This window comes from Vibrio hangzhouensis (genome assembly GCF_900107935.1).
In the GTDB taxonomy this organism is placed as follows: Bacteria; Pseudomonadota; Gammaproteobacteria; order Enterobacterales; family Vibrionaceae; genus Vibrio; species Vibrio hangzhouensis.
Genome location: NZ_FNVG01000018.1, coordinates 57,910 through 74,904, shown reverse-complemented (window position 1 = coordinate 74,904; position 16,995 = coordinate 57,910). Strand labels below are relative to the sequence as shown.

Annotated in this window: 11 protein-coding genes; 10 read left to right on the top strand and 1 reads right to left on the bottom strand. The window is 45.5% G+C overall.

Annotation, left to right across the window (positions count from 1 at the left end):
- Positions 1–464 precede the first annotated feature (464 nt).
- The 10 genes from C4S60_RS16745 (at position 465) to C4S60_RS16700 (ending at position 15,908) form a co-directional block, all read left to right on the top strand.
- Positions 465–1,748 (top strand): carbohydrate porin, encoded by a 1,284-nt coding sequence (locus tag C4S60_RS16745; protein ID WP_103881510.1) that lies wholly within the window; start codon positions 465–467, stop codon positions 1,746–1,748.
- Positions 1,749–2,021: 273 nt separating this feature from the next.
- Positions 2,022–2,912 carry a MalM family protein gene (locus C4S60_RS16740; RefSeq protein ID WP_103881509.1) on the top strand — a complete coding sequence of 297 codons (891 nt, stop codon included), beginning with the start codon at positions 2,022–2,024 and terminating at the stop codon, positions 2,910–2,912.
- 566 nt (positions 2,913–3,478) lie between these two features.
- Complete coding sequence (locus tag C4S60_RS16735) at positions 3,479–4,435, top strand: sensor domain-containing diguanylate cyclase (protein ID WP_103881508.1); 957 nt, start codon at positions 3,479–3,481, stop codon at positions 4,433–4,435.
- Positions 4,436–4,596: 161 nt separating this feature from the next.
- A complete protein-coding gene (locus tag C4S60_RS16730; protein WP_103881507.1) occupies positions 4,597–6,417 on the top strand; it encodes an extracellular solute-binding protein in 1,821 nt (606 codons plus the stop codon).
- Positions 6,418–6,426: 9 nt separating this feature from the next.
- Positions 6,427–7,515, top strand: a complete 1,089-nt coding sequence (locus C4S60_RS16725; protein ID WP_103881506.1) for a microcin C ABC transporter permease YejB — start codon at positions 6,427–6,429, stop codon at positions 7,513–7,515.
- Positions 7,516–8,538: an ABC transporter permease gene (locus C4S60_RS16720; RefSeq protein ID WP_103881505.1), complete on the top strand. Its 1,023-nt coding sequence runs from the start codon at positions 7,516–7,518 to the stop codon at positions 8,536–8,538.
- A gap of 10 nt (positions 8,539–8,548) precedes the next feature.
- The gene (locus tag C4S60_RS16715; protein WP_103881504.1) at positions 8,549–10,153 is read left to right on the top strand and encodes an ABC transporter ATP-binding protein; all 1,605 of its coding nucleotides are present in this window, start codon (positions 8,549–8,551) and stop codon (positions 10,151–10,153) included.
- A gap of 491 nt (positions 10,154–10,644) precedes the next feature.
- Positions 10,645–13,053, top strand: a complete 2,409-nt coding sequence (locus tag C4S60_RS23705; protein WP_208623280.1) for a glycoside hydrolase family 17 protein — start codon at positions 10,645–10,647, stop codon at positions 13,051–13,053.
- Positions 13,054–13,192: 139 nt separating this feature from the next.
- Entirely contained in the window at positions 13,193–14,239 is a 1,047-nt protein-coding gene (locus C4S60_RS16705; protein ID WP_103881503.1) for a glycoside hydrolase family 16 protein, read from the top strand.
- 76 nt (positions 14,240–14,315) lie between these two features.
- Positions 14,316–15,908 carry a glycoside hydrolase family 16 protein gene (locus tag C4S60_RS16700; RefSeq protein WP_103881502.1) on the top strand — a complete coding sequence of 531 codons (1,593 nt, stop codon included), beginning with the start codon at positions 14,316–14,318 and terminating at the stop codon, positions 15,906–15,908.
- Between the two features lie 77 nt (positions 15,909–15,985).
- On the opposite strand, the gene C4S60_RS16695 is transcribed toward C4S60_RS16700, so the two are convergent.
- On the bottom strand, positions 15,986–16,906 hold the full coding sequence (locus C4S60_RS16695; RefSeq protein ID WP_103881501.1) for a LysR family transcriptional regulator: 921 nt from the start codon (positions 16,904–16,906) through the stop codon (positions 15,986–15,988).
- Between the last annotated feature and the right edge of the window lie 89 nt (positions 16,907–16,995).

Here is a 16,995-nt window from a genome sequence, read left to right as displayed (position 1 = left end):
ACTAATAAATAGAAAGCGCTTACATTTTTTTCTGAGTTCATGTTGCGTGTTGCCACTATGAGACTCACTGTTTATCAGTAAATGCAGGGCATTGTGCGAATGTTCTAAAAAATGGGCTTCGTTTTTTGCTTTCAATTTCAAGAAAGCGCTTACATGCTTGCCTGGAGCAAAGTCGTCAACAAAGTAGATAACAGACTGGTAAATAAGTAAATGAAGTTATTCACGTATATGTTGCCCGGGAAATACTGGATTTAAATTATATAAATGAATTCAAAATACAATGAGTTGGATTGATGGGCTTGTTGTAAATCGAATATTTGATTATTTGAATGATGAAGGGGGTCATCTTTCAATTATCAAACTCAACGATGCATATCTTACCGTAAGCAGTGGTTCGCTTTACATATGGTTAATTGGTGTGCATTTAAAAACTGGAATTAATTATAATAACTTAGGAGTTGATAATGAAATTATCAAAGGTTTCTATTGCTTGTTTAATGGCAGGCCTCAGTGCTGCTGGCTCTAATGTAATGGCAAGTGAAAATACACAAGGTTTCGAATTTCACGGTTATTTTCGTGCTGGTGCCCTATATAGCGCTAACGATGACTTCAAACGTTCGAAATTCCCTGCTACTAAAGAAAAACTAGGTCGTTTGGGTATCGAATCAGATAACCACTTCGAGCTGGCTCTTCAGAAGAATTTCAATACTGCTGATGGACAAAACATCCGCATTAAAACTCGTGCTGGTGCTGATAACGCACAGTCTGAAGGTAAAAACCAGTTAGGTACTAATGCCGACGCAGCAAACGGCAGCATCGGTCTAGTTGAAACTTTTGTTGAGTTTGATGGCGTAACAGAAACGGGCACTGTTTGGGGTGGTAAGCGTTTCTACGGTAAAGATAACTACATCTTTATGACTGACTTCTTCTACACAGATATGTCTGGTACTGGTGTCGGTGTTGAAGGCATCGAACTTGGCGGCAATAAGTGGGACTTCGCTTACGTTGCGAGTGACAACGCCGAAGGTGGATATTGGGTTCCGGATACAAACAACCCAATGCACTCGGTTCACGTAGGTGCAAACTTTGGTTCGTTCGAGTTGCACGCAATGGGTAAATACCTACCAGACAATTTCGTTGATGGCGATGAATATGCTGATACGGGCTTTGAAGTGACGGGTATCTATCACTCTGACTCAGTATTTGGACTGTCAGACAAAGGTTTCACTAAGTATATTGCTCAAGCCGGTCAAGGTCTAGGTTCTGGTCAGCTATTGGGTGGTACGATCACTACCTATAACGCTTGGAAACCAGGCTACGGTGGTGCGATGGGCCCAGCGAACATGAAGAAAGTCGATTCAGGTGACGTTTCTACACGTGCATTGATCTGGGGTGGTTACTTCTTTGAAAATGGCGTAAGTGTGTTCCACTCGATTCAGGGTCAGTACAATGATCTAGAAAATCGTGGTAAGGATTCTTGGGCATCGGCGATGATTCGTCCAACGTTCCCAATTGCGAAAAACTTCTCTATCGCGACGGAAGCTGGCTATCAATATGGTGACTGGTCTGATGCAAATGGTAACGGCGGCAGCGCGTATGATTACAAACTGACGATTGCGCCTACGATTGCAGTAAACTCAGGCTTCGGTCCTGTGCCAGAAATCCGCTTCCTTGCTACATACCTAGACGGTTCAATGCGTGACAAAGCAGATGTACTAGTAGGTATCCAAGCAGATATGTGGTGGTAACACCAGTATTCGCTGACCTTAGTAGGTATCGAACATGTGTATCATGGGGAGAAAGCATGTTCGATTATTTCACAATAATTGTATTGTGGTTATATGTTCATTCATGAGATGAAGCAGCGAATGAATGAACAAGTTCTACTTTGCCACTCTATTCTGGAGTGGCTTTTTTTTTTGAAATACTCAATGTCATAACTCGTTGCAAAATTCCAGGGCAGGCTCTAGGCTAAAGTGCTGGTGGTATAGAGTTCATTAAACTCTGAGGATGGTGTAGAAATGAAGAAAACGATATTAGCAATGCTGTTGGCAACACTCGCTGGCTGCTCTGGTTCCGAAAATGTGACGGCAGAGAACAGAGAGGAAAAACTCGGACTTAATGCATTGCAGTCTGTAGCCAATTGCTGTGAAACTCTGGATACACTGACTTATCAACAAGTCGTCAAGCCAGAGACGTTTCGAGTGGATATTACGGCGCAATCGCCCATCGTAGAGCTAAAAACTGGAAAAACTTTTGTTGCTGGTTTAGCGTTGCCCCAAGCTACTGGCAGTATTGAACTAAAAGTGTACTCTGTGGTTGAAAAAACGGTATTTGTACCGAGTGTTCTGGTGCTTGATAACAACTACAAGGTACTGGACGTCATTGACGACAATACCATCCGCTACAGTGAAAGCTCATTACTGTATAAAGCGGGATACATAGGGGACTATGTGTTGCCGCAAAAATACCCAAATGGTAAGGCACCTAAGTATTTGGTTGCGATGACGACAGCACAAGATCTCGCTGAATATTCTATGCCTATGCCCCCAAGTGAGTTCGCTCTGAAATCAGGGCAGGTATCAGCCGATAACCCTTTTTATTCAACCAATAAAATTCCACACTCCGCTATTGGCCAGGTGACGTTCGAGTTTGACTATGACCCTGCAGGCAGGTTGAGTGAAACGACACAAGAGAAATCTCAGAGAGAAGAAAGCATCGCGGCGTATGTTGACTCTGAGCAGCAATCGGTAATGAGTGCAGAACAAGAGCAGGCTTTCAATGATGAAATCAGCAAAGCCGTTTCTGAAGGTGACTTTGAGCGTGCGATCAGCGTCTCTAACGAAGCTGAAAGGTTAGGTTCACCGACTGCAAAAGAGACTTTTATTAAGTCAATGAAAAACTACCAATAAATCGAAAAAGGAGAGAGTAGCATAGCGACTCTCTCAACTTTTTACCTTTCTCTTACCTCTTAGCGGGATCACTTGTTTGCTGCATCTAGTGAACAAGCTTGAAGGACTGGCAATAGTGTCACTGCATTTCTCTATGTATCGCACATATTCAGCCCGCCTTGTCACACAATCATACTGACATCTACTAACCCTGCAACAACGGCACAGAGTTGATTAGCACAAGGGATATCATCATTAGTACCGTTTTCATCTTTGAACTGCCCCTCTTATCAGAACTCTAAGCAAATACAATGAAAGATATAATGCACGGGTGTATCAATTATATTTGCTAATCGGTTGGATAGGTTTGCAATGCAGTAACTTATCGTCTTGAGAACTGGTCGATGTAAGCATCGTTTGCTATTTGAGCGAATGTAGTGCGGTAATGTGATGCTGGTTCAAAAATGTGGCCGATGTATCAAAATTAAACTTTTGGCTTAGAAATCTAATCAGGGCAGAAGCAATATTTCTGACTAGGGTTTAGACTCTATTATTCGATATTCAACATTATGCACTTTTAGCCGTTTATGCTTGATTTCATATTCTCCACCCATCAAGGTGCTCAAGAGGAGTTATTAGGCTTATCTGAAGTCTTTGACGCTGTTGATGCTTTTATTTTTATAAAAGATAACAGGGGGCGGTATCAATATGTAAATAGAAAAGTGCTGGAGACGTTTAAGGTATCTTTAGAAGGAATAAAAGGGAAAACTGACTGGCACTTATTCAATTTCAGTGTTGCTAAAAAGATGCGTCTCAACGACAGAGAAGTCGTTGAGTCTAGGCTTCCCACCCAGCAGAAAATCCCTTTCAGAATTGGTCAGCGAGAGTTGTACCATCTGACCATTTCATCCCCAATTATTAAGGACGATAAGGTACTTGGTGTAATAGGCTTTGCTGTCGACGTGTCCAAGGACATGGAAGAAAGGCAAACGTTACTCGAGGAAGCGAATACGGATGTGCTCACGGGTTGTTTCAACCGTCGTTACCTTCACTTGGCTCTCGAAGAACAGAGTAAAGCTTTTCGTAGTTTCGGTATACCTAGCTCGCTGTTGATCATCGACGTCGACCGATTCAAACCGATCAATGATAAGTATGGCCATTCGATTGGCGACCGTGTACTGGTCGATGTGGTTAAGGTGATCAATCGTTTCACCCGTGAGCGAGATCTGCTGTGCCGCTACGGGGGGGATGAGTTTGTTCTGCTGTTGCCAAACAGTAATATTGACCAGGCCTACGCATTAGCAAGTCGTCTGTCTGAAAAGATAGATAAGCTCAGTTTTAAAACCAGTAGTGGTAAATCGTTTAGTGTTTCATGTTCTATCGGTGTCGCGACGCATTCAATGGAAGAGGGCAGCATCATCGAACGAGCGGACAAAGCACTTTACGTGTCCAAAAAAGGTTGTCTTGGTCGAGTTCACATGCATTGTCCAGATTCACGAACAATCATTAATTGTGATCACTGTGATGAAGAAATAAGCGCCTGACTCCATCTGTGGCAAAGTTTCACAGTTTATTCTTGTCCTTACGTGCCCCCACCCTTGAAAACACCGTGAAATACAGCTATTTATATCAATATAAACATCATGATGAACATTGAAGAAAGGACGCGCAACAACCGGCCTTTCTTTGTTTTGGGGAGAAAGGGATGACGCTATTTGGCAAAGCAGCAGTGGCTCTTGGAGTGGGAGTCTTAACAACCAGTGTATTTGCAGCAAATGTGGTAGAGACAACCACGTTAGTTGGATTCGGCTCAGCGAAGTACCCGGCAGACTTCTCTCACTTCGACTATGTGAACCCTGACGCCCCCAAATACGGAAAAGTGACTTATGGCCAAATCGGTACGTTTGATAACTTTAACCGCTATGCCTCACGAGGGCAGCCTGCCGCCGCTACCGGTAATCTCTACGACACATTGATGTTCTCGCCAAGTGACGAAATTGACTCATTTTATCCGCTTATTGCGGAAAGAGTTCGCTATTCCGACGATTACAGCTGGCTCGAAATTGATATTAACCCCAAAGCTCGATTTACTGATGGTCAACCTATTACCGCTAAAGATGTGGAATTCACCTTCAACAAGTTCATGACTGAAGGGGTGCCTCAGTATCGTGCTTACTACAAAGATGTTAAAAGTGTCAAAGCGGTATCGGAGTTGAAGGTACGGATAGACATGTCGGTGCCGAGTAAAGAGAAGCTATTTAGTCTGGCGCAAAGCACTCGAATATTGCCAGAGCATTTCTGGAAAGACAAAAACTTTTCGGAGCCACTTAGCACACCACCAGTAGGCAGTGGGGCTTACAAAATTGTTGATTATAAAATGGGGCAAACGCTGACCTATCAGCTTGACGAAAATTATTGGGCTAAAGATCTTCCAGTGAATGTAGGTCGAAACAATTTTAAAACGGTTCAGTATGACTATTACCGAGATGACACTGTCATGTTGGAGGCTTTCAAGGCGGGTGAGTTTGATTTTCGTGAAGAGTCGAGCGCCAAGTTCTGGGCCAGTTCTTACACCGGGGTAAATTTTGACAAGGGCTTCATTAACAAAGAAGAGATTGAGCACCATAAGCCAATGGCGACTCAAGCTTTTGTATTCAATACGGAACGTCCAGTGTTCAGCGACCCGAAAGTTCGTGAAGCATTAAACTATGCCATGGACTTTGAGTGGATGAACCGAAACATGTTCTACAACCAATATTCTCGTGTTCGCAGTTTCTTCCAGAATACTGACTATGAGGCAAAAGGCTTACCCTCTGAGGCGGAACTTGAGATCCTGAACAAATACAAAGGCAAAATCCCAGAGCGCGTCTTTACTGACGAATACAATCCACCAGTCACCGATGGTTCTGGTCGAATTCGCCCCCAAATGCGTAAAGCATTCGCATTGCTTAAAGAAGCGGGTTGGGAACTGAAAAACAAAGTAATGACCAATGTTGAAACAGGTGAAGCGCTGAGTTTCGAGTTGTTGATTTACAGTCCGACCACGGAGCGGATAGCCATTCCAGTTCAGAAGAACATGAGAGCCATGGGGATTGACATGCGAATTCGTACCGTTGATACCACTCAATATCTAAAGCGCTGGCGCGACCGCGACTTTGATATGGTGTCTTCACGTTACAGTGCACACCCTTACCCAAGCTCGGATTTAAAGATAGTCTGGAATTCCAACTTCATCGATTCCACCTATAACCAGGCGGGTGTTAAAGATCCAGTGATTGACGATCTGACCGACTTAATTGAGCAAAACCAAGAAAGTCCGGAAAATCTATTGGTCCTCGGGCGATCTTTAGACCGCGTGTTACAGTGGAATTTTTACATTATTCCTCAGTGGTATATTAAAAAATATCGTGTGGCGACATGGGATAAATTCGAACGACCTGATGTCTTACCTACTTATGACCTGGGTGTCGATACCTGGTGGGTTTCAAAAGAAAAAGCTGAAAAGCTTCCTGAAAAACGTCGATAAGAGGGATAGATGGCGGCCTATATTTTCCGGCGCTTGTTGCTGGTCATCCCAACGCTTTGGGCAATTATTACCATTAACTTTTTCATAATCCAGATTGCTCCAGGAGGACCAGTGGAACAGGCGCTTGCACAGATGCAAGGGTTGAACTCTGGTGTGATGGAGCGCTTTAGTGGGGGAGGCAGCGAGGTTGAACTCGATTCTGGCCCCAAAGATGAAGCAACAGGTTACAAAGGGTCCAGAGGGTTAGACCCAGAGGTCGTGGAGGCAATTAAAAAGCAATTTGGTTTCGATAAGCCTATTCATGAACGCTACTTCGACATGCTGAAAAACTACGCCATGTTTAATTTTGGCGATAGCCTATTCAGAGGAGGTAATGTCATTGACCTTATTAAGGACCGTTTGCCTGTTTCGATTTCGCTGGGGCTCTGGAGTACGTTGATCATCTACCTGATTTCAATACCTCTTGGCATACTCAAAGCGATTCATCACGGTTCTCGTTTTGATATTTGGTCCAGTGCGGTGGTGATTGTCGGTTATGCGATTCCCGGCTTCTTGTTTGCCATCATCCTGATTATCTTTTTTGCCAGTGGTAACTACTTTAGTTGGTTCCCGCTGCGAGGGTTAGTTTCGAGTAACTTTGATCAACTGACCTGGTATCAGCAAATCATCGACTACTTCTGGCACCTGACTCTGCCTATTCTCGCTATGGTGATAGGCGGCTTTGCTACTCTCAGCATGCTAACCAAAAATTCGTTTCTGGACGAAATCAATAAGCAGTACGTGGTGACCGCGAGAGCAAAAGGGCTGGACGAAAGGAGCATTCTCTACAAACACGTTTTTCGTAATGCCATGCTCATTATTATTGCCGGTTTCCCCAGCGCCTTTATCAGCATCTTCTTTACGGGCTCTATGTTGATTGAAGTGATGTTCTCACTGGAAGGGATAGGGCTATTGGGCTTTGAGTCAACGATTCAGAGAGACTACCCTGTTGTATTTAGTTCCCTATATATCATGACGTTATTGGGTCTTATTTTGAGTATTATTTCTGATTTAACTTATACGTGGGTAGACCCTCGTATTGACTTTGAGGCGCGATAGATGGCGATGAACCCTCTTACCAGAGCTCGTTGGCTGCGTTTCAAAGCCAACAAACGTGGCTATTGGTCGACGTGGATTTTTTTGGTCCTGTTCTTTCTTAGTCTGTTTGCTGAATTCATCTCGAATGATAAACCGCTTTTGGTGGAATACGACAATCAGTGGTATTACCCGGTCTTTAGCCAATACGCAGAAACAGAGTTTGGTGGTGAATTTGAGACCGAAGCTGACTACACCGACCCGTACGTGATAGAGCTCATTGAAGAGAAGGGCTTTATTGTTTGGCCAGTCATTCGTTTTAGTTACGACACAATCAATTATGACATTGTAGCGTCAGTCCCTTCCGCTCCAGACAATGTGAATTGGCTTGGAACCGACGATAAGGGTCGCGATGTGTTAGCTCGTATTATATACGGCTTCCGAATTTCGGTACTGTTTGGTTTTATTCTTACCATCGTATCGAGCATCATTGGAGTGGCGGTTGGCGCTACACAGGGTTATTACGGGGGATGGATAGATCTGTTCGGTCAACGGTTTATCGAGGTATGGTCAGGGATGCCAACGCTGTTCCTGTTGATCATTCTTTCCAGCTTTGTCGAACCAAACTTCTGGTGGCTGTTGGGCATCATGGTGCTCTTTAGCTGGATGAGTCTGGTTGGTGTGGTTCGGGCTGAGTTTCTACGGTGTCGAAACTTCGACTATGTAAAAGCCGCCCACGCAATGGGAGTGGATGACAAACGAATTATGCTCCGACATATGTTGCCGAATGCAATGGTGGCGTCCCTAACTATGATGCCGTTTATTCTGTCTGGTTCGGTAACAACGTTAACCTCGTTAGACTTTCTTGGTTTTGGTTTGCCTGCAGGCTCTCCTTCCTTAGGTGAGTTATTGGCGCAGGGCAAAGCTAACTTGCAAGCCCCGTGGCTGGGCCTGTCTGCGTTTGCCGTCTTGTCTGTGATGCTCACACTGCTGGTCTTCGCAGGTGAGGCTGTTCGTGACGCGTTTGATCCCCATCAGCAGGGCTAACAGGTAGATTATGACGAAAGATGATCCTAAACACGTACTCGCCATTGAAAATCTGTCGGTTGGATTTGGTCGGGGTAAGAATGTCGAACAGGTAACCTTTGATGTATCACTCAAAATACGCAAAGGGGAAACATTAGCCTTAGTTGGAGAGAGTGGCTCCGGCAAGTCCGTGACGGCTAACTCAGTATTGAAGTTGCTCCCGAAAGGTTCCAGTCACTATCTTGGTGGTCATGTTCAGTTTGATGACGTAGATATGTTGAACTGTTCCGAGCGACAGTTGCGTGGCATTCGCGGAGGACGCATCGGAATGATTTTCCAGGAACCGATGGTCTCTTTAAACCCTCTGCACAAGATTGGTAAACAGTTGGTGGAAACACTGGCGATCCATCGCGGTATGCGCACGAGCAAAGCGGAAGCACTTGCTATCTCCTGGCTTAAAAAAGTAGGAATTCGCAATCCAGAGCAGAAAATAACGGCTTATCCTCATGAACTTTCTGGTGGAGAGAGGCAGAGGGTGATGATAGCAATGGCGTTGATTAATGAACCAGAATTGTTGATTGCCGACGAGCCGACAACCGCTTTAGATGTTTCAGTTCAGGCGCAGATCCTTGATCTTCTGAAAGAACTGCAGAAAGAATTCGGTATGGCGATGCTGTTTATCACCCACGATCTGAGTATTGTGCGCCGCATAGCCGACAGAGTAGCGGTAATGCAGCAAGGCAAACTGGTTGAAGTGGGCGAGTGTCATCAGGTTTTTGAGGCACCGAACCATCCATATACTCAAAAACTGATTAACTCAGATCCACGAGGTTTGCCGGTAACGGCGGCAGAGAACGCTAAACCACTATTGTCAGTCGATGACCTTAAAGTTTGGTTTCCCATTAAAGGAGGCCTGTTTAAGCGTGTTATTGACCACGTCAAGGCAGTGACAGGCATGAAATTTCAGCTTAGAAAAGGCCACTCCATTGGTCTGGTAGGGGAGAGCGGCTCAGGGAAATCGACAACGGGGATGGCGATATTAAAGCTGGTTCACAGCGAAGGGATCATTGAGTTTGATGGACATGATATTCAGACTTTAGATCGCAAAGGGATGCTTCCCTATCGCAGTCGAATGCAAGTGGTGTTTCAGGATCCTTTTTCCGCACTCAATCCACGAATGTCCGTTGCCCAGGTGATTGGTGAAGGACTGCGAGTTCACTTTGAGCATGACGACGAGACATTAGACCAAATGATTTGTGAAGTGATGCGCGAGGTGGACTTGGACCCGAATACGAGACACCGTTATCCGAATGAATTCTCCGGAGGGCAGAGGCAACGTATTGCGATTGCTCGCGCCCTGATTCTGAAACCGGAATTCATTTTGCTTGATGAGCCTACTTCATCGTTAGACAGAACAGTACAAGCTCAGGTATTGGACCTGCTAAAAGACCTCCAGCTTAAATACGGTCTGACTTATCTGTTTATCAGTCATGATTTGAACGTAGTGAAGTCGCTGTGTCACTACACCATAGTGATGAGAAATGGTGAAATCGTCGAGCAAGGGGAGACACAAACACTGTTTAGCCAGCCACAGCAGGACTATACCAAAACGCTGGTTTCTCTTTCTGCCTTTTAGGGACGATCTTTTCGTTTTGGGGCCCTTTGTTCACACGAAGGGCTTTCAGACACAATTATTTAACACCAATCTGTTTAACCTATTGCTCTCTAACTTGTTAATGAGTCTCTTGCAACAAAGTGACGATTGACGCCTCCACTCCAAGCCCCGTTGGATATGTGATTTACACTATAAATTCTAAATAGAATTTGTCTTCTTTTCTTGTTGATACGAAAGCAGTTGCAAATCACACAAAAGTAAGCGCTTTCTTTTTGGTGACTGGATTCTAGTTTCCGAAATAGGGCTGTTTTGGGCTATATACAGCGTCCGATAAATGTAGTTTATTAAGGTTGTGCGGTAATTAATGGCTGATTCCTATGCCAGTGTTTGTTTGTATAGAAACGTGATTTTGGCGTATTTTTCGTAAACGCAAAAGAAAGCGCTTTCTATATTTATTGGGAATTTGGTCAATCTCGAGCTAATGCGAACTCAGAATAATAAGGAAATATAGAATGAGAGTAACTAATCGAAGTTTTCGGCTTGCTAATGTAGCGCTGGTGTCTGCAATCACTCTGGCATTGGTTGGTTGTGGTGGCGATAACTCAAGTGAAGAAGTCGTTGCACCGCCGCCTGGAGGAAATGATGGTGGCAACGAAGTGACGGTTGTGTCTGTGACACCAGATTACAAAATGGATCTGACATCACCGGTTGACTTTGAAGGTGCCGTGACAGAAGCCCCGGCAATTAACCCGGATGCCGGTACCTTTGCTGGTGAGGTCGCTTCTTTTGCCTCAAAGCCTTTGGGTACTGTACTAAAGACCACCAAACCTGTCGGCGCTCAACCATGGGCGGGGACGACGCTTTCTGATACTAAGGCACTGGACCTGAGCGAAGAGTTAAGTCAAATCACCATCTGGGTGTATGCACCAGAGGCAGATATTCCAGTCCTGTTAAAAGTCGAAAATGCTAACAACGGTGACGAGTTTGCTGAAGTGTTGGTGAATACAACTCAGGCCAACCAGTGGGAAATGCTGACATTTGATTTCACTAATCTTAATGCGGGTGAGCTGAATCCAGATTTCGTTTACAACAAGAAAAGTATTTTCTTTGACTTCATGAGCGATGCCAGTGACAAGGTCTTCTACTGGGACAATGTACGCCACGAAGGTAAAGGTTTACTCGACCAGCCACAACCGGAGAGCTTTCCTGTATCTGACTCCGGCAAGCCGCTTTTAGGTAATCCTGAATTTCAGGCTATCTCTTATGGCGCTTGGCGCACAACAGAACGTGCATCAGGTGAAACCGTACCGAGCGTTGAAGATCAAATGGAAGATATGAAGATCCTCAACGCCATGGGCATCAAGATGGTACGTACCTATAACACTCAGGGCTTCAAAGGGCTGGATGATGTAAGTAACACTGAGAACCTACTTGCTGCGATTCACCAACTTAAACAGGAAGATCCTAGCTTTGAAATGTATGTGATGTTGGGTGTATGGATTGATGCACTAAACTCTTGGACGGGTAATACCATCGATTCGGCAACCGATTCACCAAACAATGCGTTGGAAATGGCAAAAGCGAAGGAACTGGCTCTGGCCTACCCGGATATCGTTAAGGTCATCGCTGTGGGTAATGAAGCCATGGTGGACTGGGCGGCATCTTACAAGGTTCATCCATCCATCATCCTAAACCACGTCAACGATCTGCAAAACTGGAAACTTGAGAGCGAAGACACTAGTGACCTATGGATCACAACCTCAGATAACTGGGCTGTCTGGGCTGGTCAGGATGCGAATGGTAACAATAATGATCAGGCAGATCTTAAGGCACTGATCCAGGCCGTAGACTATGTATCTTTGCACACCTACGCGCACCATGACACCTATTATCACCCAACGTTCAGCAAGGAGTGGAAGGTACCAGAATCTGAGCAGGGGCTGACTAAAAAAGAGCAAATTGCGTCTGCTATGGACAAAGCGTTTGTGCATTCATTAGAGCAATATGCGGCAGCTCAGCAGTTCGTTCATTCTGTTGACCCAACCAAACCGATTCATATTGGCGAAACTGGTTGGTCTACCGTGTCGACTGACCTATATGGGGATGGTGGCACACAAGCAGCGGATGAATACAAACAAAAGCTATTCCATGACGATATGCGTGACTTCAGCGATGATTCGGGCGTTTCGATGTTCTTCTTCCAGGCGTTTGATGAGCCATGGAAAGGAGGAGATGACGCAGGTCATTCGGAGAAGCACTTTGGTCTGGTTGATATCAATTGCAACGTCAAATACTTGGCTTGGGATAAAGTTGAAACTTTGAATAGCCTTAGCTTGACTAGAGACTGTGCGTTCACAGCAAGTTACGGTGGCAACGAAGTCGCTCTCATGGATGATGTACTTCCACCACCATTTGCGCCTGTAGAGCAACCACCTGCAGAAGGCGAGTTCAAGGTCTTAGGTAGCGAAGCTTTTGCCAACGCTTATGGTTGGGAAGGCACGGCAGAAGCATCGATTGATGGCGGTGTATTGACAGTGACGCCTTCGCCAACAGGTGCCCAGAGTTGGGGGTGGGGTGCGCACATTGGTGACAATGTGACCAGAGACTTCTCAGGCATGACGAAAATGTCGTTTGAAATCAGAGGTTCTACTGACGCTGGAAAAGTACTTGCTGAGTTTGGTTTTGGTGTTGGCTTCCAGTCGGACAAGGGTGGCCAATGGTCAGCAAACCACGCGGTACGCTTTAACGAAGGTGTATATACGCTAACCACGGAATGGCAAACCATAGAGGTAAATGTTAGTGATTTCGGCGGCGAGCCGGAGATGACCAAAGTCACGCAACCATTCATGGTACACGGTACAACTAATGAAGGGTTGACTGACAGCGACATTCAAATCAGAAACGTGTCGTGGTTTGAGTAAATCTGTCGAGTATTAACAAAGGCCTCAGGCAATGATTATTGCCTGAGCCTTTATTACTCGGGTAGGGAAGAGTTGAAATGAAAAGCGGTTAATTAGACTTGAATGGTTTGTTTCAACAACGATTGAGTATGGAGAGAAGATGTTTACGAGGTTCATTCGCCAAGCGCTGCTAACAAGTAAAGCGTTAGTTTTGGGTGGTGTATTAATGACTCCACTTTTAGCCCAGGCGGGTTGGGAGGTGCACTGGATTGATACCTTTGAGGGTGATCGGGTCAATTGGAATAACTGGACTGCGCAGACTCAGGCAAATTACAACAACGAAGTTCAATGTTATACCGACGACGATTATTCCGATGAGCGTAATTACGATGTATCAAATGGCACGCTAAAAATCATTGCACGAAAGAAAACACAATCGTGTGCAACGCTTGGTGGTCAGATGAAAACCTGGACATCAGGGCGATTAAATTCAAAAGACAAGCAAGAGTTTCTCTATGGCCGTTTAGAAGCACGAATTCGTTTTCATCAATTAGAGGGTGGAACGTGGCCGGCTTTCTGGATGCTAGAAAATCGTATTGCAGAACAACCAATTAAAGGCGATGGGGACAACGTAGGCTGGCCAAATAAGGGCGCGAGCGAAATCGATGTTTGGGAGTGGTTCTCCAACGAACCGGATACCTACATCACTAACTTTTTCAATTACGCCGGTTGCGGTCATGAGTATCGATATTCATACCCAAACGGTGCTCAGGATGTACAGGATTGGCATCGATATGCGATTGAATGGACGAAAGATCGAGTTGACTTTTTTATCGATGAACTACTCGTCACTAGTCATGACTTGCGTTACTGCGATCGCTATGAAGAGCCAATGTTCGCGTTGCTTAACGTAGCAATGGGCGGCAATTTGGGAGGTAGCATTGACCCGTCGTTGGAAATGGCGACGATGGAAGTGGACTACATTGCACATTGCCAACCCAGTGATACCAATCACGTCACGTTTTGCGATGAGGATACCCCTGTTCCTGAGAGTCAAGATGACATTCCCGACAATCAAGATGACGGTGGCAGCACGCAGACCACGGCAGCCAACTCTGGAGGGGGAACCACAATACATTCACTCATTTTGGGATTCATTGCAGCGTTAATGAGAAGGTCAAGACGAGCACAATCCCATAAAAAATAAGATTCAGGATGATGCAGAGTTGCCGAATGTAACGGCAACACTGTGACTAGTTAATCTCGTATAACGGAGAGTAGTAATGCGACATTTTGTAAATCACACCGCGGTATTCAGTTCGCTGGCGACACTGACATTATTGTCAGGTTGTGCAAGCACCGGTGATAGCACGGATGGAGATACCGATCTGGTACAGACTCAAGCGCCTGTGGCTTTAGAGTATGCGCCAGTCACACCTAGCGATAACTGGCAACTTGTCTGGGAAGACGAGTTTGATGGTGACGAAATCAACAAACGTAACTGGAGTTTGGAAGAAAACTGTTGGGGCGGCGGCAATAACGAACAGCAGTGTTATACCAAGCGGGACAAAAACGCATTTGTAAAAGACGGCATGCTGCATATCGTTGCCCTCAAGGAGAGCTATACAGGTCCAGATAACCCAGAAGGAAAAGCTGGCCCTGAAAAGCGCTTGCCTTACACCTCTGCGCGTCTACGCACCCTGAATAAACGTGATCATAAATATGGTCGCTTTGAGATCCGCGCTAAGCTTCCGGAAGGGCAGGGAACCTGGCCAGCGATCTGGATGTTACCAACAGAAAACAAATACGGTACGTGGGCAGCTTCTGGCGAAATCGATATCATGGAAGCCGTGAACCTGAAATCTCAGTCTGATGCACCGGGAGCAACCGCTGGGCAAGGTGAGAACCGCATCTATGGTAGTTTGCACTACGGTAAAAAATGGCCTGACAACGTCTACAGTGGACAAGGCGCTACATTACCGGGTGGTGTGAACCCTGCGGATGGATTCCATACCTACGCTATTGAGTGGGAAGAGGGGGAGATTCGCTGGTACGTAGACAACATTCACTATGCAACACAAACTCAGGATGGTTGGTATAGCCAATACGAACAGGAAGGTGGTTTAGTTAACGCTAAGGGTGCTGCTCCGTTTGATGAAAAGTTCCACCTGTTGTTGAACCTGGCAGTTGGCGGCTCCTGGTCGGCCAATGCAAACCAGAAAGGTATCGACCCGGATACGTTCCCGAAAACTATGCTAGTGGACTCTGTGAAAGTGTATCGCTGTAAAGTGGACCGTTGGAAAGGCAAAGGTTGTGCGAGCACGTCAGAGGAGGCCAAACTTGTTGAAGGACATGCAGCGCCTGCTATTTTAGCTGCTGATGATAGTTATGCTGATGGACCGGTTCTGGACATCTTCACGGACTCATTGAACGCTGCGCTTGCTTACGCGAGTTATGATCCGGTGAACCTTGTTGAGCATCAGGAAGTTGAGGAAGCGGGTCGTGGTTCTGTGTTGGAAATCACCAAACAAAATGGTGCGGGCAATATCTACTTCCGCTCACCTGTAACCGATGTCAGTCACTGGAAAGAAACGGGTGTACTGGTGTTTGATATGAAAGTGGAAAGCATGGGTAACGGGACTGAGCTGCTAGTTAAGATGGACAGTGGCTGGCCAAAAACCAGTGACTATACAGTGCCACTTCCAGCAACTGGAGAGTGGGGTGAAGTCCGTATCGCTATCGCCGATATCCTGGATAGTGATAACCGCTTTGTAGGTGGCAATCAGGCGAACCCGAAAGCCATTAGCAACCTGCTGGTCTTTGAACCACAAGGTGCGATGACCTTTAAGCTGGATAATATTCGGTTTGAGAAGTAACTTTCTCGCTCAGTCAGTCACCAATGATGACTAAGAACTAAAAGACTCCTCCAATCTGTATGGGTTGGGGGAGTTTTTTACCATTTATCCAAAATGTCAGACAGCTTGCTTCGCAGCCATTGAGTGGTTGCGTTACTGCGATTCTTGTAGTGATAAAAGGCGTTAATTTCGGTGTTAATAGACTCATTGGCAAAGAGGATGTCCAGGGAGCGTAGGTTAGGGTGGGCATCGAGATTGAGATATTTAGAACCCGGGAACAAAATGTCGGTGTTTTTGACCACATCTATGATGGCCGAAGGCAATTCTGAGCGAAATACGATATTTGGCTGGAAGTTTCGCAAACGCAATAGCTTTTCGGTATTGGAGATATTGGAATTCCAGTCTGCTGCTATCAACGTGGCTATCTCAAAATCCGCACTATGCTGTAGGTCGACATAGTTGTTTGTATGGGGATGGTCAGTGCGAATGTAGGCTCTGAAGTCATCAGTCACCAGATATTTTTGCACCAGTTCTTTAGGGGCATGACCGATGGCGTAGTTGAGGCCGATATGTACATCGTCATTAACGATGTCCTGAAGTGTGGTCTTGCTCCAGTTAAGAAACTGAATCTGCACATTGGGGGCTTCTGAGTGAAGTGTCTGGAAAAGCTTGGATGCAATGCCCGCAAGAAAAAAAGGGGAGATGGCGACTTTAATTACACCTTCCAGTTGGCTGGGGTCAAACTCGGCCGAGTGATTAATAGCACTGGACAGGTCATCTAATATAGGGGCGATAGACTCGGCAAGTTGATTGGCTCGCTCGGTAGCTCTGAGCCCATGATGGGTCTTTACAAACAACTCATCGCCAAAGTGATCTCTTAATCGCTGTAGAGCCTTACTGACCGCTGGCTGAGAGACAAATAATCTCTCCGCGGCTTTACGCATATTCCGCTCCTGATTAAGGATGATAAAAGTCCGTAACAAATTTAGGTCAAGATTGGCGAACAGGTCTTTGGCCATAACGGAAGTCCACTACTGCGTGCTGATTAGATAATACTAAGTACAAATACTAACCTTCGCAAAGACTTAGCAACAAAAAGTAAAACAAT

What these genes read in the sequence shown, in the direction of transcription:
- C4S60_RS16695 (WP_103881501.1), bottom strand. Translation starts at nt 16,906, where the DNA reads ATGGCCAAAGACCTGTTCGCCAATCTTGACCTAAATTTGTTACGGACT.
- C4S60_RS16740 (WP_103881509.1), top strand. Translation starts at nt 2,022, where the DNA reads ATGAAGAAAACGATATTAGCAATGCTGTTGGCAACACTCGCTGGCTGC.
- C4S60_RS16715 (WP_103881504.1), top strand. Translation starts at nt 8,549, where the DNA reads ATGACGAAAGATGATCCTAAACACGTACTCGCCATTGAAAATCTGTCG.
- C4S60_RS23705 (WP_208623280.1), top strand. Translation starts at nt 10,645, where the DNA reads ATGAGAGTAACTAATCGAAGTTTTCGGCTTGCTAATGTAGCGCTGGTG.
- C4S60_RS16720 (WP_103881505.1), top strand. Translation starts at nt 7,516, where the DNA reads ATGGCGATGAACCCTCTTACCAGAGCTCGTTGGCTGCGTTTCAAAGCC.
- C4S60_RS16705 (WP_103881503.1), top strand. Translation starts at nt 13,193, where the DNA reads ATGTTTACGAGGTTCATTCGCCAAGCGCTGCTAACAAGTAAAGCGTTA.
- C4S60_RS16735 (WP_103881508.1), top strand. Translation starts at nt 3,479, where the DNA reads ATGCTTGATTTCATATTCTCCACCCATCAAGGTGCTCAAGAGGAGTTA.
- C4S60_RS16725 (WP_103881506.1), top strand. Translation starts at nt 6,427, where the DNA reads ATGGCGGCCTATATTTTCCGGCGCTTGTTGCTGGTCATCCCAACGCTT.
- C4S60_RS16700 (WP_103881502.1), top strand. Translation starts at nt 14,316, where the DNA reads ATGCGACATTTTGTAAATCACACCGCGGTATTCAGTTCGCTGGCGACA.
- C4S60_RS16745 (WP_103881510.1), top strand. Translation starts at nt 465, where the DNA reads ATGAAATTATCAAAGGTTTCTATTGCTTGTTTAATGGCAGGCCTCAGT.
- C4S60_RS16730 (WP_103881507.1), top strand. Translation starts at nt 4,597, where the DNA reads ATGACGCTATTTGGCAAAGCAGCAGTGGCTCTTGGAGTGGGAGTCTTA.